The sequence below is a fragment of the Acinetobacter sp. YH12249 genome (assembly GCF_013417475.1).
GTDB lineage: Bacteria > Pseudomonadota > Gammaproteobacteria > Pseudomonadales > Moraxellaceae > Acinetobacter.
On sequence record NZ_VPDX01000024.1, the window covers coordinates 25,725 to 49,232 of the forward strand.

Annotated in this window: 22 protein-coding genes, 4 tRNA genes and 1 pseudogene; 17 read left to right on the plus strand and 10 right to left on the minus strand. The window is 40.9% G+C overall.

Annotated features, from left to right (window positions below; translation table 11 throughout):
- The first annotated feature begins 138 nt into the window (after nucleotides 1–138).
- From FTV25_RS12420 to FTV25_RS12430, 4 genes are all read left to right on the plus strand, one after another.
- Nucleotides 139–1,353, plus strand: a complete 1,215-nt coding sequence (locus tag FTV25_RS12420; RefSeq protein WP_180003986.1) for an MFS transporter — start codon at nucleotides 139–141, stop codon at nucleotides 1,351–1,353.
- Nucleotides 1,346–1,480, plus strand: coding sequence for a hypothetical protein (locus tag FTV25_RS16125; RefSeq protein WP_257218399.1), 135 nt, complete (start codon nucleotides 1,346–1,348; stop codon nucleotides 1,478–1,480). The genes FTV25_RS12420 and FTV25_RS16125 overlap by 8 nt, the downstream gene beginning before the upstream one ends.
- A gap of 185 nt (nucleotides 1,481–1,665) precedes the next feature.
- Nucleotides 1,666–2,625: a TauD/TfdA family dioxygenase gene (locus FTV25_RS12425; RefSeq protein WP_180003988.1), complete on the plus strand. Its 960-nt coding sequence runs from the start codon at nucleotides 1,666–1,668 to the stop codon at nucleotides 2,623–2,625.
- A gap of 300 nt (nucleotides 2,626–2,925) precedes the next feature.
- A complete protein-coding gene (locus tag FTV25_RS12430) occupies nucleotides 2,926–3,255 on the plus strand; it encodes a four-helix bundle copper-binding protein (RefSeq protein ID WP_004782738.1) in 330 nt (109 codons plus the stop codon).
- Between the two features lie 99 nt (nucleotides 3,256–3,354).
- Here FTV25_RS12430 and sthA read toward each other — a convergent pair whose 3' ends face one another.
- Nucleotides 3,355–4,770: a Si-specific NAD(P)(+) transhydrogenase gene (gene sthA, locus FTV25_RS12435; protein ID WP_004782740.1), complete on the minus strand. Its 1,416-nt coding sequence runs from the start codon at nucleotides 4,768–4,770 to the stop codon at nucleotides 3,355–3,357.
- 217 nt (nucleotides 4,771–4,987) lie between these two features.
- Between sthA and lipA the strand changes: the two genes are divergently transcribed.
- The 3 genes from lipA (at nucleotide 4,988) to FTV25_RS12450 (ending at nucleotide 9,416) form a co-directional block, all read left to right on the plus strand.
- A complete protein-coding gene (gene lipA, locus FTV25_RS12440; protein ID WP_004782741.1) occupies nucleotides 4,988–6,001 on the plus strand; it encodes a lipoyl synthase in 1,014 nt (337 codons plus the stop codon).
- Between the two features lie 351 nt (nucleotides 6,002–6,352).
- Nucleotides 6,353–8,857: an acyl-CoA dehydrogenase gene (locus FTV25_RS12445; protein WP_180003990.1), complete on the plus strand. Its 2,505-nt coding sequence runs from the start codon at nucleotides 6,353–6,355 to the stop codon at nucleotides 8,855–8,857.
- Nucleotides 8,858–9,023: 166 nt separating this feature from the next.
- Entirely contained in the window at nucleotides 9,024–9,416 is a 393-nt protein-coding gene (locus FTV25_RS12450) for a carboxymuconolactone decarboxylase family protein (RefSeq protein ID WP_004782744.1), read from the plus strand.
- Between the two features lie 134 nt (nucleotides 9,417–9,550).
- Here the strand turns inward: FTV25_RS12450 and FTV25_RS12455 are convergent, their stop codons facing one another.
- From FTV25_RS12455 to FTV25_RS12495, 9 genes are all read right to left on the minus strand, one after another.
- Nucleotides 9,551–10,390, minus strand: coding sequence for an NAD(P)-dependent oxidoreductase (locus FTV25_RS12455; protein ID WP_373683633.1), 840 nt, complete (start codon nucleotides 10,388–10,390; stop codon nucleotides 9,551–9,553).
- A 51-nt stretch (nucleotides 10,391–10,441) separates the two neighbouring features.
- The gene (gene rutG, locus FTV25_RS12460) at nucleotides 10,442–11,803 is read right to left on the minus strand and encodes a pyrimidine utilization transport protein G (protein WP_180003994.1); all 1,362 of its coding nucleotides are present in this window, start codon (nucleotides 11,801–11,803) and stop codon (nucleotides 10,442–10,444) included.
- A gap of 33 nt (nucleotides 11,804–11,836) precedes the next feature.
- Entirely contained in the window at nucleotides 11,837–12,352 is a 516-nt protein-coding gene (gene rutF, locus FTV25_RS12465) for an NADH-dependent FMN reductase RutF (protein ID WP_373683632.1), read from the minus strand.
- 145 nt (nucleotides 12,353–12,497) lie between these two features.
- Entirely contained in the window at nucleotides 12,498–12,878 is a 381-nt protein-coding gene (rutC, locus tag FTV25_RS12470; RefSeq protein WP_004646493.1) for a pyrimidine utilization protein C, read from the minus strand.
- A gap of 33 nt (nucleotides 12,879–12,911) precedes the next feature.
- Nucleotides 12,912–13,673 (minus strand): pyrimidine utilization protein B, encoded by a 762-nt coding sequence (gene rutB / locus FTV25_RS12475; RefSeq protein ID WP_004646492.1) that lies wholly within the window; start codon nucleotides 13,671–13,673, stop codon nucleotides 12,912–12,914.
- Nucleotides 13,670–14,776: a pyrimidine utilization protein A gene (gene rutA, locus FTV25_RS12480; RefSeq protein WP_180003996.1), complete on the minus strand. Its 1,107-nt coding sequence runs from the start codon at nucleotides 14,774–14,776 to the stop codon at nucleotides 13,670–13,672. Before rutA ends, rutB begins: the two co-directional genes overlap by 4 nt.
- A 336-nt stretch (nucleotides 14,777–15,112) precedes the next feature.
- Nucleotides 15,113–15,904 (minus strand): pyrimidine utilization protein D, encoded by a 792-nt coding sequence (rutD, locus tag FTV25_RS12485; protein ID WP_180003999.1) that lies wholly within the window; start codon nucleotides 15,902–15,904, stop codon nucleotides 15,113–15,115.
- Nucleotides 15,905–15,984: 80 nt separating this feature from the next.
- Nucleotides 15,985–16,242, minus strand: coding sequence for a hypothetical protein (locus FTV25_RS12490; RefSeq protein ID WP_004782755.1), 258 nt, complete (start codon nucleotides 16,240–16,242; stop codon nucleotides 15,985–15,987).
- A gap of 136 nt (nucleotides 16,243–16,378) precedes the next feature.
- Nucleotides 16,379–17,560 carry a S1C family serine protease gene (locus FTV25_RS12495; protein ID WP_004782756.1) on the minus strand — a complete coding sequence of 394 codons (1,182 nt, stop codon included), beginning with the start codon at nucleotides 17,558–17,560 and terminating at the stop codon, nucleotides 16,379–16,381.
- 170 nt (nucleotides 17,561–17,730) lie between these two features.
- Here FTV25_RS12495 and FTV25_RS12500 point away from each other — a divergent pair, with 170 nt between their 5' ends.
- From FTV25_RS12500 to FTV25_RS12540, 10 genes and pseudogenes are all read left to right on the plus strand, one after another.
- Nucleotides 17,731–18,489 (plus strand): Nif3-like dinuclear metal center hexameric protein, encoded by a 759-nt coding sequence (locus tag FTV25_RS12500; RefSeq protein WP_180004010.1) that lies wholly within the window; start codon nucleotides 17,731–17,733, stop codon nucleotides 18,487–18,489.
- 153 nt (nucleotides 18,490–18,642) lie between these two features.
- Complete coding sequence (locus tag FTV25_RS12505; RefSeq protein ID WP_004782758.1) at nucleotides 18,643–19,269, plus strand: superoxide dismutase; 627 nt, start codon at nucleotides 18,643–18,645, stop codon at nucleotides 19,267–19,269.
- A gap of 147 nt (nucleotides 19,270–19,416) precedes the next feature.
- Nucleotides 19,417–19,492: transfer RNA gene (locus FTV25_RS12510), tRNA-Asn, on the plus strand.
- Between the two features lie 6 nt (nucleotides 19,493–19,498).
- Nucleotides 19,499–19,574: transfer RNA gene (locus tag FTV25_RS12515), tRNA-Asn, on the plus strand.
- Nucleotides 19,575–19,852: 278 nt separating this feature from the next.
- Nucleotides 19,853–19,928 (plus strand) — tRNA-Asn (locus FTV25_RS12520).
- 6 nt (nucleotides 19,929–19,934) lie between these two features.
- Nucleotides 19,935–20,010 (plus strand) — tRNA-Asn (locus tag FTV25_RS12525).
- Between the two features lie 63 nt (nucleotides 20,011–20,073).
- A pseudogene (locus FTV25_RS12530) lies at nucleotides 20,074–20,397 on the plus strand (DUF2726 domain-containing protein); the annotation flags it as partial.
- Between the two features lie 111 nt (nucleotides 20,398–20,508).
- Nucleotides 20,509–22,578: a hypothetical protein gene (locus tag FTV25_RS12535; RefSeq protein WP_257225171.1), complete on the plus strand. Its 2,070-nt coding sequence runs from the start codon at nucleotides 20,509–20,511 to the stop codon at nucleotides 22,576–22,578.
- A complete protein-coding gene (locus FTV25_RS16130) occupies nucleotides 22,565–22,876 on the plus strand; it encodes a hypothetical protein (RefSeq protein WP_180004516.1) in 312 nt (103 codons plus the stop codon). The genes FTV25_RS12535 and FTV25_RS16130 overlap by 14 nt, the downstream gene beginning before the upstream one ends.
- Nucleotides 22,863–23,384: a hypothetical protein gene (locus FTV25_RS12540; RefSeq protein WP_257219036.1), complete on the plus strand. Its 522-nt coding sequence runs from the start codon at nucleotides 22,863–22,865 to the stop codon at nucleotides 23,382–23,384. The genes FTV25_RS16130 and FTV25_RS12540 overlap by 14 nt, the downstream gene beginning before the upstream one ends.
- The last annotated feature ends 124 nt before the right edge of the window (nucleotides 23,385–23,508 follow it).

Sequence of the window (23,508 nt, forward strand, 5' to 3'; positions counted from 1 at the left end):
CGGCTACGGCCGTTGTTCTGTTTTCTGACGTTCTATGCAGCTATAAAAAAAATTTATCGTTTGATTAATTTTTATTTTATCGCCTCTCTAGGTTGAATCGAATACTATACCTATCAACTTTATATGCATGAATGACTTATGGCTGACAGTCAATTTTCCAGAACCCTGATTTTTATGCTGATTGGCGCTGCCATTATTCTGGCTTTATCTTTGGGGATTCGTCATGCATTTGGCCTGTATCTGGTGCCAATGAGTGAAGAATTTGGCTGGGGTCATAATGTCTTTAGTTTAGCCATTGCCATGCAGAACCTGATCTGGGGTGCTGTTCAGCCCATTACTGGTGCCTTCGCTGATAAATATGGCAGCAAGATTGTTGTTGCCATTGGCGGTGCCTTATATGCGCTTGGCCTGTTATTGATGGCTGTCAGTTCAACCGGATTATTGTTGAATCTCAGCGTCGGGCTGATTTTAGGTCTGGCCTTGTCTGCCACCTCTTTCCCGGTTTTATTATCTGCGGTTGGACGAGCTGCACCACCTGAAAAACGCAGTCTGGCAATGGGGATTGCCAGTGCAGCAGGCTCCTTCGGCCAGTTTATTATGCTGCCTTCAACGCTATTACTTTTACAGAATGTCGGCTGGTCAGCAGCACTTGTCGTCAGCGCAATTTTAATCGCTTTGATTGTACCTTTGGCCTGGATGCTAAAAGCCCCGATGTATGTCGATCCAAATGCCATATCTACGCCGAATAAGGTATCACTCAGCTTTAAAGATATTTTAGTCGTAGTCAAAAACCATAAGCCATTCTGGTTTCTGGCGATGGGCTTTTTTGTCTGTGGCTTTCAGGTGGTCTTTATCGGGATTCACCTGCCAGGCTATCTGATTGATCATGGTTTCAATGCTACAACTGGTACCATTTTTCTGGCGCTGGTCGGCCTGTTTAATGTTGTCGGTACCTATACGGCTGGTTGGCTCGGTGGAAAATATTCCAAACCACGTCTGCTAATGGGCTTATACGGTCTACGCGGGCTTGCAATTATCGCCTTTCTGATGCTGCCTTTAAGCACCTGGACGGTCTATGCGTTTGGTGTCATCATGGGATTATTATGGCTTTCTACCGTACCACTGACCAACGGTATTGTTGCCAATATGTTTGGCGTGAAATATCTGACCATGCTCAGCGGGATTGTATTCTTTACCCATCAGGTCGGTTCATTCTTTGGCGGCTGGCTCGGCGGTGTAAACCATGACATGAGTGGCAATTATAATGCGGTATGGATGCTGTCGATTGCCTTAAGTATTTTTGGTGTACTGGTGCACTTATGGGTAAATGAGGAGCAAATCGTACATGACTGATTCCACCTTTCTGCTCAAGCTTTCCATTGCGATAGCAATGGTACTTCTCCTCGCTATTTCTCTATTGCTCTGGAGCCAGACTCCAGAACTGTTTGAGTACTTTAATCAGGCTTTTTGCGCACACTGATTGTCAAATATTTGACATTTTTCAGCAGCTTTAGGACTTTGTTTTGCCATTTTAATTAAAAGATATCAAATCAATCATTTAGATATTTTTATTAATTTTTTCATAAGTTTAGCAATTCTTTTGATTTTATTTTTGCTCTGGTTTTTTTTAGATTTTCTGCAACAAGAAAATTCAGAGACTTTCCAATGACAAGCTTGACCCAACTTTCACAAGCCATTCACGATGCACCACGCTGGCATCAGCAAGATCAGTTCCAGAATACTGATGAAATCAAAATTGTCCCGCAGGCAGATCAAGCCCTAGGCGCAGTGGTTTATGGCCTCGATGCCCGTAAAGCCCAATCTGGCGAAACCATCCTGCGTCTGAAGCAGGCTCTGGCTGAACATTTGATCCTGATCTTTAAGAATCAAAGTCTGGATGATCTACAGTATCTGGCATTTGCCACCTATTTCGGTTCGATTTTCCGTCCAGATGCCGACACGCCAGTGCTGGCTTCTAAAACAGATACGGGCACTCCACCTGATGTCGTACCAGTTTCCAATGCAGTCGGTCAAGGGGATTACACCGGTCATGGTGAACTTGCACCGCATGCCGATCACCAGTGGACACCGTTACCTTCTTTTGGCTCTTTACTCTATGCCATTGAACTGCCAAAAGACGGTGGCCAGACGTCCTGGATCAATACCATCAAGGCTTATGAAGCCTTAGATGAAAAAACCAAAGCAAAAATCGATCAGTTACAGCTCATTACCTATAATCCATTTGTACGCTTCCAGAGCAATAAAGGTGGTAATGCGTATGCGGGAAATATGCCAAAATATCGCTTTAAAGATCAGCCAATTTTAAGTCATGCCTATCCGCACCCACTGGTACGCACCCATCCTGAATCTGGCCGTAAAGCACTTTGGTTAAATACCCATACTGAAGTTGAATTAGTGAATTATGACGATCAGGCAGGTAGTGAACTGATTGCAAAATTACGTGAGCATGTCTTAAAACCTGAATTCGCTTATGAGCACCATTGGGAAGCAGGCGATATCGTGTTCTGGGACAATCAGGTTACTCTACATTCACGCCGTCCTTTCCCTGCTGATCAGCGCCGTTTATTAAAACGTATCAGCCTGGCAGGTAGTCGTCCATTTTAATCACCATAAAAATATAATAAAGAGAAAGGTCATTTAAGCCTTCGACAATAACGACTCATCATGTAGATTTTCCGCCATTGAGGAATGACCGCCTCAATGGTTTTATTTTTAAATTTTTAGTCATCCTATTTTGGGAATATCAGGATAGAGGTTTTAAATTAAATTTTTTAAAAATACAGCTTTTAACAAAATCGGCAATCGGATTACTTTTTCTCACTCAAACTGCCTAGTGTATTTTTCCTTTTCTGCTTAGCGTATTAAAAAACAAGCCATTGCCATAGCTGCAAAAAGGAGAAAAAAATGAACGAGATTCAGTTTTCAGATTGTGTTCGTGCATGTATGACCTGCTCTCTGGCCTGTACCAACTGTGCCAGTGCCTGCCTGAAAGAAGAACATTTAGAAATGATGCGGGAATGTATCCAGCGCTGTCTGGACTGTGCTGATCTGTGTCAGCTCTGCGCCCGCATGCAACAAAAGCAATCTCCATTTATCAAAGAGATTTGCGAGCTATGCGCTAAAGCTTGCGATTATTGTGTAGAAGAATGTGGCCATCATGAGGATGATCATTGCCAGCAATGTGCAGAAGCTTGCCGTCGCTGTGCTGAAGAATGCCGCAAAATGGCAGCTTAATCACTAGACTTACTGACCAGATTGAACTTTTTCAATCTAAAAAATAAAAAACCCGCAAGCCAAACTTACGGGTTTTTGATCCAACCTGAATAAATCAGATTAGAACAAACGGTTCATACCATTCAAGGTTGCCACACGGTAAGCTTCTGCCATCGTTGGATAGTTGAATGTAGTTTCTACAAAATACTTGATCGTATTGTTAGGACTGTTCATCACAGCCTGACCAATATGGATAATCTCCGAAGCGTTATTACCAAAGCAATGCACACCCAGAACTTCCAGCGTATCGCGATGGAACAGGATTTTTAATTCACCAACCGTATCACCGGTAATCTGTGCACGTGCCAGATGACGGAAAGATGCCTGCCCCACTTCATACGGGATTTTTTCTTCAGTCAACTGCTGCTCAGTTTTACCGATTGAAGAGATTTCCGGAATGGTATAAATACCAGTCGGAATATCAGTCACGGGTGCAACATCTTGCTCACCGCTCATGTTAGCACCTGCGCAACGACCTTGGTCATAGGCAGCAGAAGCCAATGATGGCCAGCCAATCACGTCACCTGCAGCATAGATATTTTCGACTTCAGTCTGATACTGCTCATTCACGGTTAATTGACCACGACTGTTTGGTTTCAGACCAATATTTTCAAGGCCTAAACCATCAGTATTCCCTGAACGTCCGTTACACCACAGAATAGCATCAGCTTTAATTTTCTTGCCGCTTTGTGTATGCAGAACCACATAATCATCAGAAGTTTCAAGGAAGTCGATCTGTTCATTATGACGGATCAATACACCCTGTTCACGTAAGTGATAAGACAGTGCATCGGAAATTTCGTCATCCAGATAGCTGAGCAGTTTTGGTTGAGTATTGATCAGGTCAACCTTATGTCCCAGACCAATAAAGATCGATGCATATTCACAGCCAATCACACCTGCACCATAAATAATGATTTTTTGGATTGAGAAATCCAGATCCAGAATTTTATCTGAATCAAATACACGTGGATGATTGAAATCAAGAATTTCTGGGCGGTATGGACGTGAACCGGTCGCAATCACCAGTTGCTGGAACATAATAGTTTCTTTTATACCATCTGGTGTAAATACAAAGATCGTATTTGCGTCTTGAATGTAAGCACGACCATGATAGATATCAATCTTGTTACGGTCATAAAAACGTGAGTGAGTATCCACCTGCTGCTGAATCACTTTATGTGCATTGCGCAGTACCTGTTTCATGGTGAATTGTTTCCATTCACCTACTTTTTGAAACATTGGATCACGTTGATAACGGATAATGCTGGATACCGTTTGACGCAATGCCTTACTTGGAATCGTACCTACGTGAGTACAGTTACCACCCAGCTGTTCACGCATATCCACAATTGCAACACGCTTACCAGATTTGGCAAGTTTCATTGCCGCGCCTTCGCCCGCAGGGCCTGAACCTAGAACTACCGCATCGTACTTAACGAAAGTCCCACTAACGACCTCTTTTTTACGTGGCATTCAACGCTCCTTAAAATTAAAAAATTTTGCTTTAATCTACGCTATATTATGACGTAATTGCTGCCAATTTGGTGTATTTAACTTACATATATTGTGTGATAAGAACATTTTTTAAATGAATAATCCTTTTCGCCCTATTTCACCCGAGTTTCGTTATAATTAAAAAAGTGTTAACTTTGATTTATCTCCCTCCTTCAAAACAGTGGAAAAGTTATATATGTCTGAAAACCGTAAACCTGAACAGGGTATCAAACTTCGCGGCGCAGAAAAGGTCGCCCGTATTCCTGTAAAAGTTGTTCCTACGGTTGAAACGCCACGTAAGCCGGACTGGATCCGCGTGAAAATGGCCGCTCCCGAGGAAGTTCAGCGTATTAAAACTACACTTCGTCAGCAAAAACTGCATACCGTATGTGAAGAAGCTGCCTGTCCGAACCTGCCTGAATGTTTTGGTGGGGGTACAGCAACCTTTATGATTATGGGTGATATTTGTACGCGTCGCTGTCCGTTCTGTGATGTGGCACATGGTCGTCCAAATGCACTTGATCCGGATGAACCGCGTCATATGGCAGAAACGATTGCCAACCTGGGTCTGAAATATGCAGTCATCACTTCAGTTGACCGTGACGACCTGCTAGATGGCGGTGCACAGCATTTTGTCGATTGTATTAAAGAAGCTCGTGCATTAAGTCCAAAGACTTTGCTAGAAATTCTGGTACCTGATTTCCGTGGTCGTATGGACATCGCTTTACGCATCATGACTGAATGTCCACCAGACGTGTTTAACCACAACATTGAAACTGTGCCACGTCTGTATAAAGCCATGCGTCCAGGTTCTGATTATCAGCACTCTTTAAATCTGTTGAAAATGTTTAAAGATTATTGCCCAGAAATTCCAACCAAATGTGGTTTGATGGTCGGTATTGGTGAAACTGAAGAAGAAGTTCTCGCTCTGTTAGATGACCTGAAAGCGCATGACGTGGATTATGTAACAATTGGCCAGTATCTACAGCCATCTAAACAGCATGCACCAATCGACCGTTTTGTAACGCCAGAAGAATTTGAACGTTATGCAGAACATGGCCGTAAGCTTGGCTTTAAGAATATCTGGTCAGCACCGATGGTACGTTCAAGTTACTTTGCGGATCGTCAATACTATGGCGAACCGGTTCCAGAAGTACGCCGTAAAGTTGATCCAGCGAAAAAAATCGCTGTACAGGCAATTGAAGCTTAAAATGCCTTAGATCAAAGCCCTCTCAAGTAGAGGGCTTTTTTATGCCTAACTAAATTTATATTTGTTCACTTTTTAATTATTTTAACTACCCTCTCTTAAAGATTAAGTTATTACTTATCTTCACATTTCTTTGCGTGTTCTCACTTGAAGACTGTGCATTTTTCAAACAATCTCAAAAACAGATAAAACACTTCAATATATCGTTGAAATATTTAATAACGATCGTTCTCACAACAACAATTGTGAATTTGCCAGTTGCTTAAGCGATGTAAAAAAATTGATCAAGTCTTATGAAGACACCTTAGGGAGATCGGCAGCATCACAATTGTATGACCCTGGAGAAATATAACAATGCTATTTATTTTCGCCGTACTTCTTCTCATTGCCAGTTTATGGGCGATTTTCTTTTTTCAACTCTCCCGTACCACTGGTGCAATTACCCTGATTGTCATGTCAGTGGTTTGTGCCTTTATCAGTCCTTGGTCACTGATTCTGGGTATTCCCCTGATCCTGATCAGTCTGGTCGTCATGATCGAACCTTTGCGTATGTCTTTCATTTCCAGGCCAGCCTATAAGGCATTAGCGGATGCCATGCCGAGCATTAGCCCGACAGAACGTGAGGCTCTTGATTCCGGCACCAGCTGGTGGGAAAAAGAACTCTTTATGGGTGCGCCGAACTGGGAAACCTTTAATAGCTATCCCTATCCAAAACTTTCCGTTGAAGAACAGGCATTCTTGGATAACGAAGTCGAAACACTGTGTAGCATGCTCGATGAATGGGAAATTCATGAGAAGAAAATGCTGCCTGAACATATCTGGCAATATATTAAAGATAACGGTTTCTTGGGACTAATCATTCCCAAAGAATACGGCGGTCGTGCCTTTAGTTCCTTTGCTCAAAGCCGGGTGATGAGCAAAATTTCTTCACGCTCTCTCACTGCTGCTGTGAGCTGTATGGTGCCTAACTCACTTGGGCCGGGTGAGTTGTTACTACATTATGGTACCGATGAGCAAAAAGATCGTTATTTACCCGGTCTGGCCAAAGGTGAAGAAATCCCATGTTTTGGTCTGACCAGTCCTGAAGCCGGTTCAGATGCCGGTGCGATTCCAGATACCGGTGTGGTCTGCTATGGACAGTTTGAAGGTCAGGAAGTCTTGGGACTGAGAATGAATTTCTCCAAACGCTGGATTACTCTAGCACCAATTGCCACCGTGGTTGGTCTGGCTTTTAAAATGTATGACCCTGATCATTTACTCGGTGATAAAACAGATTATGGGATTACTTGTGCCTTGCTACCGGCCAATCATGAAGGGGTAAAAGTCGGTCCACGTCATAATCCTGGCTCCCCTTTTATGAATGGTACTGTTGAAGGTAAGGATGTATTTATTCCTTTAGACTGGATCATTGGTGGCGTGAAAAATGCCGGCAAAGGCTGGCGTATGCTGATGGAATGTCTGGCAGTTGGCCGTGGTATTTCCCTACCGGCTTTATCTACCTCCAGTGCCGAAATGACTTACCTGAATGTCAGTGCATTTTCTCGAATCCGTCAGCAATTCAAGATTTCGGTAGGTAAATTTGAAGGCGTACAGGAAGCCAATAGCGAAATTGCCAGTGATGCCTATATGCTGGAAGCTTTCCGTTATTTAGTGACTTGTGGTCTGAACCAAGGTGGTAAACCGGCAGTCATGACCGCGATTGCTAAATACTATGCCACTGAGACCATGCGTAAAATTGTCAATCACGGTATGGATGTTGTGGGTGGCCGCGCCATTCAGATGGGGCCTCGTAACTTCCTGGCTCTCAACTATCAAGCCATTCCAGTATCGATTACAGTTGAAGGCGCCAATATTCTGAGCCGTTCATTAATGATCTTTGGTCAAGGTTCGATGCGTTGCCATCCTTATCTGTATGAAGAATTACAGCTTCTGCAAGCTGAAGATCCAAAAGCCGCTCTGAATCCATTCGATACTATGTTGTTTAAGCATCTGGGTTATACCTTTAACCGGACTGCCCGCTCTTTTGCCTATGCTTTTAGCGGTGGTTCAAGTGCTGCGCCACAAAGTGCAGTTGATTTTACCCGTCCCTATTACAAGATTATCAACCGGCTCAGTGCCAACTTTGCCCTGACTGCAGATATGTGTTTAGGTTTATTAGCAGGTGATATTAAACGCAAGGAAATGCTTTCTGGCCGTCTGGCTGATATCCATGCCCATTTGTTTATTGCGACGGCAATCCTGAAATTCTTTGAACATAGTAAAAAAACTGAAGCTGAACGTCTGCATGCACAGTTGGCAATTGAGAAATCTTTATATACCGCTCAGGAAGCGTTTTATGACCTGTTTGCGAACTTCCCGGTGGGTGTTGCTGCTGGCATGGTCAAACTTATCTGTTTCCCATTTGGCCGACCTGTCGCGAAACCATCTGACCAACTTAAACAGGAAGTCGCAAATGTCATGATGGAAGATAACGCTTTCCGGAAAGTACTGAAAAAGCATGTTTTCTATAGCACAGCGGAAGATGATGTAAATGGTCGTATGGAATCAACCTTCACCATGTTACTGGAAATTGAGCAGCTTTGGGATCGCTTTAAAAAAGCCGAAAACAAAGGTCAATTTAAAGGACTCAGTTTTGCTGATCATGTGGCTGATGCGCATGAACAAGGCTTTATTAATGAAGAAGAAGCCAATAAGTTACTGCACTATAATGCGCGTCGCTATGACAGCATGTTGACTGATGTCTTCGATCTGCATTTACAGGAAGTATTGGAGCTGGAAAATCCTCATATTTCGAAAGCAGATGCAACAGGTACTGATACTTCAGTTCAAAGTGCACCTTCACATTCAACCAGTCCTTAGATAGAACTTTTATCTAAATCAGACCTTGATTACAAAGTGAAGTTATTTATTGACCTCACTTTGGATATCTCAAGTGGCTATTCAGCCACTTTTTTACGACTATTGCACGATGGTATTTAAGAGATAAAACGTTAAGCTAGACTCATAATAAAATTGAGGGTCAATGATGTCACAACAAGATTATGAAAATGGCTTGAAAGTCCGTACTGAAGTGATGGGTGCAAGCTTTGTAAAGCGCGCTCAGGACAATACAGTTCCTTTTACCCAACCTTTACAGGACTGGATTAATGAACATGCCTGGGGTTCGACCTGGCAACGTGAAGGGATTTTACCACGTAAATACCGTTCTTTAATTACCATTGCTTTTCTTACCGCGCAAAAAAGCCCAACTGAATTGAAAGGCCATGTTCGTGGCGCTTTGAATAATGGTGCAACAGTTGAAGAAATTCAGGAAGTGCTACTGCATAGCCTGCCTTACTGCGGTGCCCCTGCTACTCAGGAAGCCTTCCGTGCAGCGCTTGAAGTGATTCAGGAATATCAAGCAAATCAGCAGAATTAAGATTTACTTAGACTATTGAGCTGCCTAATGAATAAATAAAGCCGGGAATTAAAATTCCCGGCTTTTTAAATTTTAAACTGATATATCTATAGCTATAACGTCTTTAACACTGTCTTTAATATTGTTTGAAAAGATTATCCTCTTAATTCAATTTGAGTACGTTGCTCCAAGCCTTGCACCGCAGCGGAGAAATCCAGCTGACTGGCCTGTGGTTTGGCAATCTGCTGAAACTCTTGCTGAACCAAAGACATTACTGATAAATCCAGTTGCTGTTGCTGCACCAGTTCCAAGGCAATGCCAATATCTTTCTGTAATAGATCCAGTGCAAAGGTCTTATTAAATTCACGGCTTAGTACACGCTGTGCCATGATATTTTCCGACATGCTGCTTTTACCACTGGAATGATTAATACAGTTTAGTGCACTGCTTAAATCAACACCTTGCCCTTTCAGCACAGTCAGTCCTTCAGCCAATGCCCATAAGTGAGTCGCCATTAAGGTATTATTCACAGCTTTTACCGCAAAGCCAGAACCGCTTTCTCCCACATATTCAATCAAACCTGCAAAGGCATCAATGATCGGCTTGATTTGTTCAAAGGCTTGTTCATTGCCTCCGACCATCACAGTTAAAGTACCGCGTTCTGCTCCAATGGTTTGGCCAGAAACCGGTGCATCCAGATAAAAACTACCTTGTTGCTCCAAGAGCTTAGCCAGTTTCTGTGCAGATTCCGGCACCCCGCTGGTACAGTCAATCCAGATTGCACCTTGTTTGGGTGGATGAGCTGCAATCAATGCTTCCACATCCTGACTGGTCGGTAAACAGGAAAAGATAAAATCTGCCTGAACCGCCTGCTCAATACTCACTGCCTGCGTTGCAAAAGTTTCAGCATGCGCTACAGCTTTCTGTTCAGTCCGGTTCCAGACCCAAACCTGATGTCCGAGTTTTGGCAAATGGGAGGCCATATGCCAGCCCATTGCCCCGAGTCCTAAAAATGCAATTGTATGACTCAAAAAATGCTCCTCATATTAAGCGACTGGCTTAGCCTCGACCTCAGTTACGGTTTCAGCTGGTTCAGATGCTGGTAATTCTTTATCTTCACCACGGTTCAGGAATAGATTCAATAGAATTGCGGCTAAGGTTGCGGTACCAATACCACCCAGATCAAAACCACCGATCTGCAAGCTATAGTTCCCTGTACCCATGATCAGACACACGGCACCAATAATCAGCGTACTGTTCTTGGTGAAATCAACACGGTTATCTACCCAAATTTTCGCACCAGCCACCGTAATCAGACCAAATACGACAATCGATGCACCACCCAATAAAGCCACTGGAATGGTACTGATCACTGCGCCAAATTTAGGCGAAAGTCCGAGCAAAATGGCGAAGATACCAGCAAAGACAAATACAGTGGTTGCATAAACTCTGGTGACTGCCATGACACCGATATTTTCGGCATAAGTGGTCATGCCTGTACCACCGACAGAAGCTGACAATGAAGTACACACCCCATCAGCAAAGAAACCGCGTCCCATATACGGTGACAGGTTTTTACCGGTCATCGCAGAGACTGCCTTAAAGTGTCCCAGATTTTCTGCAACCAAGATAATTGCCACTGGTGCAATCATTAGCATGGCATTTATTTCAAAGACCGGGCTCTGGAAATTCGGCAAACCAAACCATGCTGCTTCACTGACCTTGGTAAAATCAATCGCAGGTCCGAAGCCCATCACGTTGGTGAAAAGGAAGTAAATCAGGTAGGAAGATAATAAGCCCAATAACAATAATAGACGGCGTACCATTCCTCGGGTAAACACAGCAATCACACTGATACAGATAATCGTGATTAAAGCCATCCACGAATCAAACTGATTCGCTGAAACACTCTTAATCGCCACGGGCGCCAGGTTCAAACCGATGATCATCACGATCACGCCTGTCACTACTGGCGGCATCAGTTTTTCAATCCAGTTGGTGCCAGTTTTCATCACCAGCAGACCAATCAAGGCATAAACAATACCGCAAGCAATCGTACCGCCAAGGGCTAATCCTATATTTGGATTGGCTCCAACCCCTGAATAACCCGTCACTGCGACGACCGCACCAATAAAGGCAAAGCTTGATCCCAGATAACTAGGCAATCGACCGCCCGTGATCAGGAAAAATAAAATGGTCCCAATCCCAGTAATGAAAATCGTGAGATTGGGATCAAACCCCATTAATAAGGGTGCCAGCACGGTTGCGCCAAACATGGCAAACACATGCTGCAACCCGAGAATAATACTTTTTCCAGCAGGCAGATATTCATCTGTTTGCACGGGTGTGGTATCGAGATTGCCTTGGTAAGGCTTAAATTTTGGAAACCACGTTTCTTTTTCTTGCATCGGCTTCCCCTCCTTGATTAGGATTGAATTGAATTAGCACATTTTGTGTGGCTCACAGTAAGAACGGTTGAAGTACATCAGCGCATTGCCTTGACTCTGGCACATCGCTTTCACCTCACAGAACAGCACGTCATGACTGCCTACGGATAAACATTGGACCACCTCGCAGTCAAAACTGACTAAGGCATCCTCAAGTACAGGTGACTGGGTCACCAAAGTTTTCCAGTTCCCCTGACTGAAACGCTCTGCCATTGGTGTTTTTCCACCAAACAGATTGGAAAGATGTTGTTGATGTGATGCCAGGGTATTCACACACAACACCTGATTCTTTTTAAAGGTTTCATAAACTGAAGCAGAACGGTTCAGACACACCAGCAACGTTGGTGGTGTATCCGTCACGCTACATACGGCTGAGGCAGTAAATCCTGCCTGTCCTGCCTCACCTTGCGTGGTAATGACATTGACTGCAGCCCCGAGATTGGACATGCCTTGACGGAAAATCTGCTGATCAACTTGGGTAAAGATGTCATCTGATGCGTTAGTCGCCAAAACCTTATTTAATGCGTTATTTTCTGCAACTGTTTCTGTGATGATTTTAGATAGTTTGGCATTCATGCTGTTCTCCCGCCCCCAAGTCAATATTCAGTTTCAGACCTGGGGCATCTAGTAATGAGATTGAATCAGGTGGATCGGCTTATACATGGGCAATCGAAGCAATTTCGACCAGCGCATCAGGTTTGACCAAACCTGTCTGTACGCAATACCGTGCCGGCTTATCTCCCGGGAAATACTCTGCATAAACTGCATTAATCGCAGCATAATCTGCCCAGTCTTTGACAAAGACATGGTTAAAGGTCACGTCATCCATACTGCCGCCTGCTTCTTCAATCACACGCTTGATAGTTTCCAGAATATGACGGGTCTGTGCTGCGGCATCACCGACATGCACCACATTATTATTTTCATCAAAAGCTAATGTACCGGATACATACACGATATTGTCTGCCTTGGTTGCCGGTACATACGGTGCTAATGGTTTCGATGTTCCTGCTGGAATAATGATTTCTTTAGGCATACTATTTTTTCCTTAATTCTGTTCTTTAATTCTTTATGCGCTTACAGCTAATTTAGTTTCTTTTAGTGACTCACTTTCTTTTTGAAAGGTCTCTACAAAATTTTTGGTATCTGATACCCAGCCAAAGAAAGTCTTGATGTTATACAGACTGGCTTCATGCGCTTCGACTGGACCGGCCTGATGGCAGGCATCAGCAAGTGCGATACCAAAATATTCTAAGAAGAAGCCATCACGTAGTGTCGACTCCACACACACGTTGGTGGCAATCCCGACAAAGACCAGATTGCGAATTCCTCTTACACGCAACATGCTGTCCAGCGCGGTATTAAAGAAACCGCTATAACGTGGCTTTTCGATCACCAGGTCTTGTGGCAGTGGCTTTAACTCATCAATCAGCTCAAAATCCCAGCCACCTTTTGCTAACAATTGCCCCTGTAATTCAGGACGTTTACGCATGGTCTTTAAGGCATTGGATTTATGGAAATTTGGAGAGTCCTTACCACCCGCTTCCTTATATTCTGCATCCCAGCCATTTTTGAAATAAATCACCTGAATACCGGCTGCATGTGCGGCATCAACGGCCTTTTTAATATTTTCAACCACGGGCTTGGTTTTCGAGACATCAAAGCCCGCCAGATCCAGATAGCCACCCTGAGAGGTATAGGCATTTTGCATATCAATCACAATCAAGGCTGTCTGTTCTGGTGCAAGACAAATCGCTTCGGGTTCCGCTTTAAGCGTTTTTCCTGTGCCGAGTTTTTCCGTAAAACCGGCTGTTACGACTGATTCACTCATGCGCTTTTCTCCAAAACTGGCGCTTCATCTTCAATGACAATATGATCACGGCATTTCATTAGCGGCTGGATTTTTTGACCAAAGTCTTCAACCCCTTGAATAAAATCATCAAAAGTTAGTAGTACGCCTTCCGTACCTTTGATCTCACCAATTTCATCCAACATTCGTGCCACATTTTCATAAGAACCCACCAGCGTACCCATATTGATGTTGACTGGAGATACGCTAGAAGCCATTTGACGGATATTGGTATCTGTGCCCGAAATGGTATCTTTACCGCCTTGATTCATCAGCCAGTTAATCGCTTCCATGTCGGCACCATCGTTATAGTGCTGCCATTTGGCTTGAGCTTCTTCATCAGTTTCTGCAGCAATCACCATAAACAGCACATAAGTCTGTACATCACGGCCAGTCACATCTGTTTTTTCTTTGAGGCGGTCATTAATTTCTGCATAAGCTGTTGGAGTATTCAGGCCTTTACCAAACACGAAGTCATAGTCAGCATATTGTGCAGAAAACTCTAAACCTGCATCAGATTGACCTGCACAGATAATCTTCATGTCGGCTTGTGGACGTGGGCTAACACGGCAATCTTCCATCTGGAAATGTTCGCCTTTAAAGTCTGATTTACCAGTCGCCCAAAGTTCACGCAGAATCTGTACATATTCAGACAGATATTCATAGCGTTTACCAAAATAGTCGTTGCCTGGCCACATGCCCATTTGGGTATATTCAGGTGGCTGCCAGCCGGTCACTACATTCAGGCCAAAACGACCATTGGAAATCGAATCAATCGTAGAAGCCATACGCGCGACAATTGCAGGTGGCATCACCAGAGTTGCGGCAGTTGCGAAAATTTTAATTTTGCTGGTGACAGCAGCAAGACCTGCCATCAGGGTGAAAGTTTCCAAATTATGTTCCCAAAATTCAGTCTTGCCACCAAAGCCACGCAGCTTGATCATAGAAAGTGCGAAATCGAAACCATAGTGCTCAGCACGCTGTACGATTTGTTTGTTTAACTCAAAAGTCGGCATGTACTGCGGTGCATTTTCAGAGAGTAACCAGCCATTATTTCCGATTGGACAGAAGACACCTATTTTCATTTTCACACCTCATTATTTTTAACACTTATTCAAATTTCTGATTCCACTTCAGGAATTTTATTTACAAGATAAACATTGCAAAGCGTGTGCCAACTATATTTAATTTATAAATATCATGCACTTAATATTTTATTTTTTGAATTTTTAGTAAAATATCTATTTTTATCTATGAGTCAATTTTGAACATACTGTTTCATTCAAGTGCACTCGTAGCAATTTGTGCATTTGCAGTTCATGCATCAATTCGAAGTAAAAACCATGCTGTTGCTACAAAAATGATTGATTAGAAAAAATAAAAAACCAGACACTAGGTCTGGCTTTTAAAAAATCATCCAATTAAGGGGAAATCAGGAATGAAAGGATCCGTTGATTCACCTGATCTGTCTCGGTCACAGTAGATGCATGTGCACCTGTATCAAGCAAACTGAGGTGACTATGCGGCAGGCATTGTTGTAATTGTTGTGATCGCTGATAAGGCACCAGAAAATCATCTTGGTTAGCAAGCAGATGCACACAAACATCTTTTAGTGCCTGACGATGTTCTGCGTTCAGTTTAAAAGCCTGCACGGCTTGTAGACGCGCCAGAACATTTTGGATCGGTGGAAAGTCTAATAACTGCTTATTTTCTGCTTCGGTTAACTGATCAATATGGGTTGAGATCCACTGCGGCGGATAAAGAAATAAAGCCTGTGCTCTCACATATGCCTCTGCTCCGCTATTCACCAATAACGAAGTCCGTGCCTCGAAACATTTCTGCGTATGGGCATCAAGCTCTCCCCAGGCATTTAACATGGTCAGACTGAGCAGCTTAAACTTTCTTTCAGTTTGATAGGTCGCCAGTTGCATGCCGATATGTCCGCCCAATGCATGCCCGATAAAATGAAACTCTCGAATACCATCATTGATCAATAAATCCAGAATCTGGCAGGCCATATGGTCGATCGAATAAGACATGGGCAAGAGTTCAGAATCTGAATGACAGCCTTCCTGATCATAAGTGACTACATGAAAATGCTGCTGTAAAACTCTAATTTGAGGATTCCAGAAACTGGCATGCCCGCCCAGTCCGGGTGAAAGCACCACATAAGGTGCATCTGCCCGTGCTGCAAGATGAATAGATAAAGACATATCACTCTCATATTTTAACTATGAGTTGAATGCAGCAAGATATATGCCTGAACAGGACTATTTTTGAACAATTGATAAAATTATAGCCAGTAGACATTAAAGCTATAATAAAATTCCTGCACCTCAAAGCGCACGTTATAACCAAGCTCAGTCAACTCCGCCGAAAGACCACGAATTTCTTCCAAGGGCAAATGTTTGGGAAATACCGTTAGCACAGCGGTATTGCCCAGTCGGGCATTATCTTCAATCAGTTGAGCCAAGCGAGGCTTATACATTTCAATATTTAAATTAGCCACGTTCGATAAAATTTTGGCCTGATCTGCAGTCATAAAACTCATTGTTCTTCACTCTTTTTGATTTTTATTCAATGAAGTTAAATGATTTAATTCACATAAAATATTTTTGTTTTGTATCTAAAGTAAATCAATCGTGCATAAAAAAATCCCTCACATGGAGGGATTTTCTTAGAAAAAATTACTGACCTGGTAAAGGAATATATTGTGAAGAACTGCTTTGCGTTTTACGTTCACTAATCACCACATCCAGTGTCATGGTTTTTCCAGCGCGCTCTACTTCAATCTGAACGGTACTGTTTGGGGCCTGTAAAGCGACAAAATTAATCAGATGTGAGGCAGAAGTAATCACTTCATTATTTACTTTGATAATTTTATCACCACGCTGGATGCCAGCTTTTGCTGCTGGTCCATTTTCCAGCACTTCAGCGACCACTACACCTGATTCTTTAGGTTGCAGTACATCATTACGTTCAGTCGGTAACAGACTGATACCCAGCCAGCCACGAACGACACGGCCATCTTTCAGGATTGCATTCATGACCTGTTGACAGATTTTAGCTGGAATCGCAAAACCAATCCCCAGTGAGCCACCTGTTTGCGAGAAAATTGCTGTATTTACCCCGATCAGGTTACCAGCAACATCAATCAATGCACCACCCGAGTTACCCGGGTTAATTGCAGCATCTGTCTGAATAAAGTCTTCATAGGTATTGATGCCCAGATCAGAACGGCCTGTCGCAGAAATAATCCCCTGAGTCACGGTTTGACCGACACCAAACGGGTTACCAATAGCCAGAACAACATCACCGACTTCATTGCCACTCAGCTTGAATGGCAAAACTGGCAATTGTTCAAGTTCGATCTTGATTACAGCCAAATCCGTATCTGGGTCTGTACCCACGACTTTGGCTTCAGCGCGGCGGCCATCATGCAAAGCCACCACAATCTGGTCTGCTTGTGCAATCACGTGGTTATTGGTCAGGATATAACCATCAGGACGTACAATTACACCTGAACCTAAACTGTTTTCATTTGGACTCTGACCAAACTGGTCTGGCAACTGATCACCGAAAAATTCACGGAAGACTGGATCAGTCAGTAAAGGGTGCGCCTGCTGTTTTACTTTTTGTGTGGTAAAGATATTCACCACCGCAGGTGCTGCGACTTTCACGGCGGCACTATAGGAGACAACCCCTCCAGAACGCGAAGTATCAATCAACGGTTCTACTTTTTCAGCAGGCATTTTTACGCCATCCGGCGCAATCGGTGATTTAGGTTTCTGCAGCTGCTGCCACCCCAAAAAACCGATAATGACTAAAATCAGTAACACCCAAGGTAACCATGTAAAGGTGCGGCGCACTTTGCTATCCTCTAAAATATTTTAATTCGTTGATGACTAAGTAATTTGTATCCTATTGTAATGCCAAATACATAACTAAACACAAAAAAATCCACAGAGATTTGTGCTGCTTTAGTTACAATTGGACATATAAATAAGAATTGGCAAGTTCATCAACTGACAGGAATTTTATGGCGAATTTAAACGATATTATCCGCTGGTGCGATCAGACTTTGGCATCTTCCGAATTTAAGGACTATGCACCGAATGGCTTACAAATCGAAGGCCGCGCTGAAGTCAATAAAATTTTATGTGCCGTTACTGCCTCACAAACCGCGATCGAAGCTGCGATTAAACAGGGTGCTGATTTGTTACTGGTTCACCATGGTTATTTCTGGAAAGGCGAAGCCTACCCGATTACCGGGATGCGTGGTAAACGCATTAAAAGCCTAATCCAAAATGATATTTCCCTTGTCGGTTATCACCTGCCTTTAGACAGCCATCCAACTCTGGGAAATAATATTGCGATTGCAGACCTGCTGGAACTGGAAAACCTTGAACAGCTTGATCCGAATGAGCGCCGTCCAATTGGGAATATTGGTTATTTAAAACAGGCCATGACGCCAGAAGGATTCAAAGCCTATGTTTCAGAAAGACTCGGTTATGATGCGTTACATTTACCTGCCGAAAAAAACCTGATTCAAAAAGTCGGTTTCTGTACCGGTGGTGCACAGGATTATATTCATAAAGCGGCAGCACAAGACTGTGATGCTTATATTTCTGGCGAAGTCAGTGAACGTACTTTTTATGATGCTCAGGAACTGGATGTGCATTATTATGCCTGCGGCCACCACGCCACTGAAAAATATGGTGTACAACGTCTGGCTAAAGCTATTTCAGAACAATTTAATATTGAGTATAGTTATTTCGAATTAAACAATCCGATTTAATTTCGATTGGCAAGTACATTGGTGGCTTTATCTTTAAATTTTCAGGCTTTATTATGTATTGTTATTTATACACAGTGCCCATTTTTGCCTAAGAATCTATTACAATAACGCCACTTATTGTCAAAACCCAGCAAAATGCAAGGAATTGAAAACATGACAACCATTACTTTACCACCATTACCATACGACTACGACGCTCTTGCTCCACACATCAGCAAAGAAACTTTAGAATACCACCACGACAAACACCACAATACATATGTGGTTAACCTGAACAACCTGATCGCTGGTACTGAGCTTGAAGGCAAAACTCTAGAAGAAATCATCAAAGCAACTGCTGGTGATTCATCTAAAGCAGGTGTATTTAACAACGCTGCGCAAGTATGGAACCACACATTCTACTGGAACTGCTTGACTAAAAACGGTGGCGGTAAAGCAACTGGCGCTTTGGCTGCAAAAATTGACGAAGCTTTCGGTTCTTACGAAAAATTCGCTGAAGAGTTCGCAACTGCTGCTGCAACTCAGTTCGGTTCAGGTTGGGCTTGGTTAGTTGCTGATGAAGTAAACGGTAACCTGTCTATCCTTAAAACTTCAAATGCTGACACTCCAATGGCGCACGGTAAAATTGCTGTGTTGACAATCGATGTTTGGGAACACGCTTACTACATCGACTACCGTAACGCTCGTCCTAAATACATCTCTACTTTCCTAGAAAGCCTGGTGAACTGGGACTACGCAAATGCGAAATATGCAGGTCAACCTGCTGGTGTTGAGAAATAATTTTTTATTTCCAGCTTAAAAAATCACCCTTTATGGGTGATTTTTTTATTTTTAGGTTTGAGATGCATATTAAAAAAGCAAATGATTCATTTCTTTACAGGAATTGATTGACGGTCTTTATTTTCCTGCCTAAAATGCGCATCAGATTCTCCAATAGCTCAGTCGGTAGAGCGACGGACTGTTAATCCGCAGGTCCCTGGTTCGAGCCCAGGTTGGAGAGCCAATCTATTCTCCCATAGCTCAGTCGGTAGAGCGACGGACTGTTAATCCGCAGGTCCCTGGTTCGAGCCCAGGTGGGAGAGCCAAGATTCTGAAAAAACCCACTCATTGCGAAGTGGGTTTTTTTATGCCGGTATTTTTTGGATTAAATATCTATATGAGTCTTGTTTGTAGTTTTAGCGACTTGCAACCATGGCAGAGAATAATTATGAAACTCCTCTACCTTTAATCTAGGTTACATAAACATAACATTTTGAACTACAATCATTTTTGATTATTTTTAAAACACTTGATTCAGTTTTTTCAGCTTTTTTATAAAAGTGCCTTGACCCCTTTTTAAATCTCTCTATAATCGCTTTCAGATTCTCCAATAGCTCAGTCGGTAGAGCGACGGACTGTTAATCCGCAGGTCCCTGGTTCGAGCCCAGGTTGGAGAGCCAATCTATTCTCCCATAGCTCAGTCGGTAGAGCGACGGACTGTTAATCCGCAGGTCCCTGGTTCGAGCCCAGGTGGGAGAGCCAAGATTCCGAAAGAACCCACTCATTGCGAAGTGGGTTTTTTTATTCTTTTTTCTTTTATGATCCGTGTTTGATTTGAGTCAGTTTATATTCTTTGTGATTGGCTGTCTGGCAAGCTTTGCCTTAATTTGCCTGCTCTTCCCTCATCTGTTTACCCGCCAGAAGAAATTTTATCCCAAGCGTGTTATTACAGCTTTCGAAAGCAAGATGTTTACTCGCCTGAAAGATGCTTTTCCGCACCATCACATTCTGGCACAGGTCGCATTTAGTGCTTTGATTACGCATGACAATATGAAAATGCGCAGCAAGTTCAACCGCAAAGTGACCGATTTTGTGGTGATGGACCGGGAATATAATGTAGTGGCGATTATAGAACTGGATGACCGCAGTCTTTTCCTAATTGACCAAAGTTGTCAAATTGATTCTTTATAGATTTTTCATTGACATAGTACATTTTTTAACCTTTAATTTATTTGACAATCGTCATGGATGGAACATTCTGTGAAAGTTAAATACCTTAAGGATTATGATCACTCAGACACTTTAGATATTGCTAGCCGTTACTGGCTAAAACAAGAAGAACAGAAGCTTAATAAGCTTACTGCACTAGTAGCCCTCTATTGCGCGTATATCGAATGTTTGAAGGGTACATCGAGTCAACACTCAATATTCAATTTAACATCGTCTGCTGCACTGGAGGATCATGTAGAGTGCTTTATAGGATTTATCTATACTGAAATAGATACAAGTAATTACAACAAATACCACTATAGCTATGAAGTTCAGTTAGTATTCAATAATCTAGCTTTATTTCTAAATAAAAGGAAAACTACAATTTTCCTTTCATTAAATACAATAAGTGAAGACGTAGAACATTGTATATTTCTATATAAAAATACTGAAAAAAATATAGAAAAAATTGAATATTATCAAGGTTGGAGCATTTGCAGCAATGATAAGAAAATTATGAATCTAAATATCAGTATTATTTACGATGCATATGGAAAAGAGTTCACACATAAATTACATCAAATAATGATAACTTATGGAAAAAAAATAATATCAACCACATTGTCAAAAAAAATTGGATATCTAGTTAGCTTATTTAGAATTTTAGTTCTAGTTTATCCAAATATTAAAAACTTACAGAGGGCAATGTCTTCAGAGTATGCATTTGAAAGCATGCTTATTATTTATAATTTATGCTTAATTGATGCAAAAATAAAAAACTATAATATTGGTCATTTTCACGGAAGATGGAGTTGTATGGTCGATATGTACAGCTTATTAGTCAACTATGGAATATTTCAAGAACCTCTCACAGAAATACTTAGGCCAATCTATAAAAATTGTACAAATAAAAATACTACAACAAATGTGATAAAAAACAATAAACAACAATTATTACATAATAAATTAGTAACACAAATTCCACTAAGCTATACAGATAGTGAGGCTAAAGAATTAATTTTTATTAAAATAATTAATGAAATTGACCATATAGTCTACTGTTCAGAATTACTCAGACAAAAAGTAAATGAAAAATATGATTATTTTATTGAATGCAGCAACAAAGGAACTATTAAAGTAAACCAAAATAATAATTTAAGAAACCCTGTACCGATAGGAACTCTAAGTAAAAATAACACATTTCGTACTTATTATGAAACTCCCTTTAAACACAAAGACATTAAGAATTATTCAAACTTTCTAGGTATATCAGGTTTTAGCAAGGAAAAAGATATCATTAAGGATGAAATTTTTTATTCAAGTTATAATACATTATATCCTTTACTTATACTATTAATTAATCAACATCCCGCGATTACTGAATCATGGCTACTGAGTTGGAAATTGTATGACAATAAGAGTAATGTAGGTCTTTTTAAAATTGGGGAATCTTGGTATAGCAAGTCTTTCAAAAAAAGAAAAGGAGTGAATCATGCTGAACAATTAATTAAGTTAAATTCTCAATCGGTAAAAATAATTGAAGACATCATAAGAATTACTAGCATAGCAAGAAATTATTTAAAATCAGAGAATAATAAAGATTATGAATACATGCTATTAGCTTCAAGAACTGCATTTACAGAACCAAAAAGAGTAAAAAAGATTGAAAATGGTACATGTACCACACTAATTAATTGCTTAAAAAATTCATATGAAATAACAAGTTATAGAAATAGTGAGATATTACTTAATAATAACGAAAGTAAACATATCTTTCAAAATTTAACCTTAACAAGGTTTAGAGCAAGTTGTGGTGTACGTGTTTACTATGAAACAATGTCTGTCAATAAAATGAGTATCGCACTAGGTCATGAGGAATATAACCCTAGTTTGATAGATTCATATTTACCAGATGCTCTATGGAAATTTTACACAAATAGATGGATACGAATATTTCAAAATGCTCTAATTTATGAATCTATGAAAGAGTCTATTTATTTATTTGAATCAGTAGACTTCACTAAAGATGAACTTGATAAATTCATAAATAATCATGCATTCAAAGACATGCCTCATCATATTGAAAAAGGATTTCATGAAATAAATATTGAAAAAAAATAACAACGATAAAAATAGTTATATAGGTATTTATTTAATAACAGTTCCTCTTCTACAAATTTTTCTGGCAGTTAAATACTTATTTGAGGAGACTTCTCACAATGAAAAAGACATAAAGAAACATTTAAAATGGTGGTACACAAGTGCGAATTATGTAATATCTCAGATTGAAGAATCACAAAATAATTTACAACAATGCTTGTATTTGACTAAAGACATAATAGAAATGTATAAAATAGCGAAAAACAACCCAATAAAGCATCAAATAATTGAAGGAATATTTACAAATGATCGTGAATAATGCATTAAAAGAAATTATATCCGACATTAATAAAAATATTGAAAATATGTCAATAAATGAACTTATGCTATTAAAGAATGAGATGATAAAAAACCCTAATAACTATGAATTAATTGAAAAATCTTTTGAAAAAACATCGACCATACACAATTTAAAACTATCAGATGTAAGAAATCCAGATTGGTTTTATAATAATACTAAATTTGAATCAAATATATGGATGATAAAAATAAATAAAAAAATAACAACGATCAACTTCAATAAAATAAAGATTGATAATAATATTAAACTAACAGAAAGACCAAAAATTCTAAATACCTTCAAATACTGGCTTTGCATTCAAAGCCACCCTATTTACAATAATGGTTTTTTACTCAAAAATCAAACAATAAGCATCAACTTAAGTAATATAACACACTTCATAAACTCTATTTTAATTAACTCAAAATATTTAAAATTAAGCAAGTACAATTTAGAAAAAGTCAATGAAGACTATATTGTTGACTAGATCTCTTTCATAAATCAAAAAACGATCTTCTTTTTGGTTAATATTTGCACTCCGGATTTCTTGGCATTCGTGCATAATCTGCGGATGAAATACATCGATTCAAACAAGCTTTCTGATCCTCAGT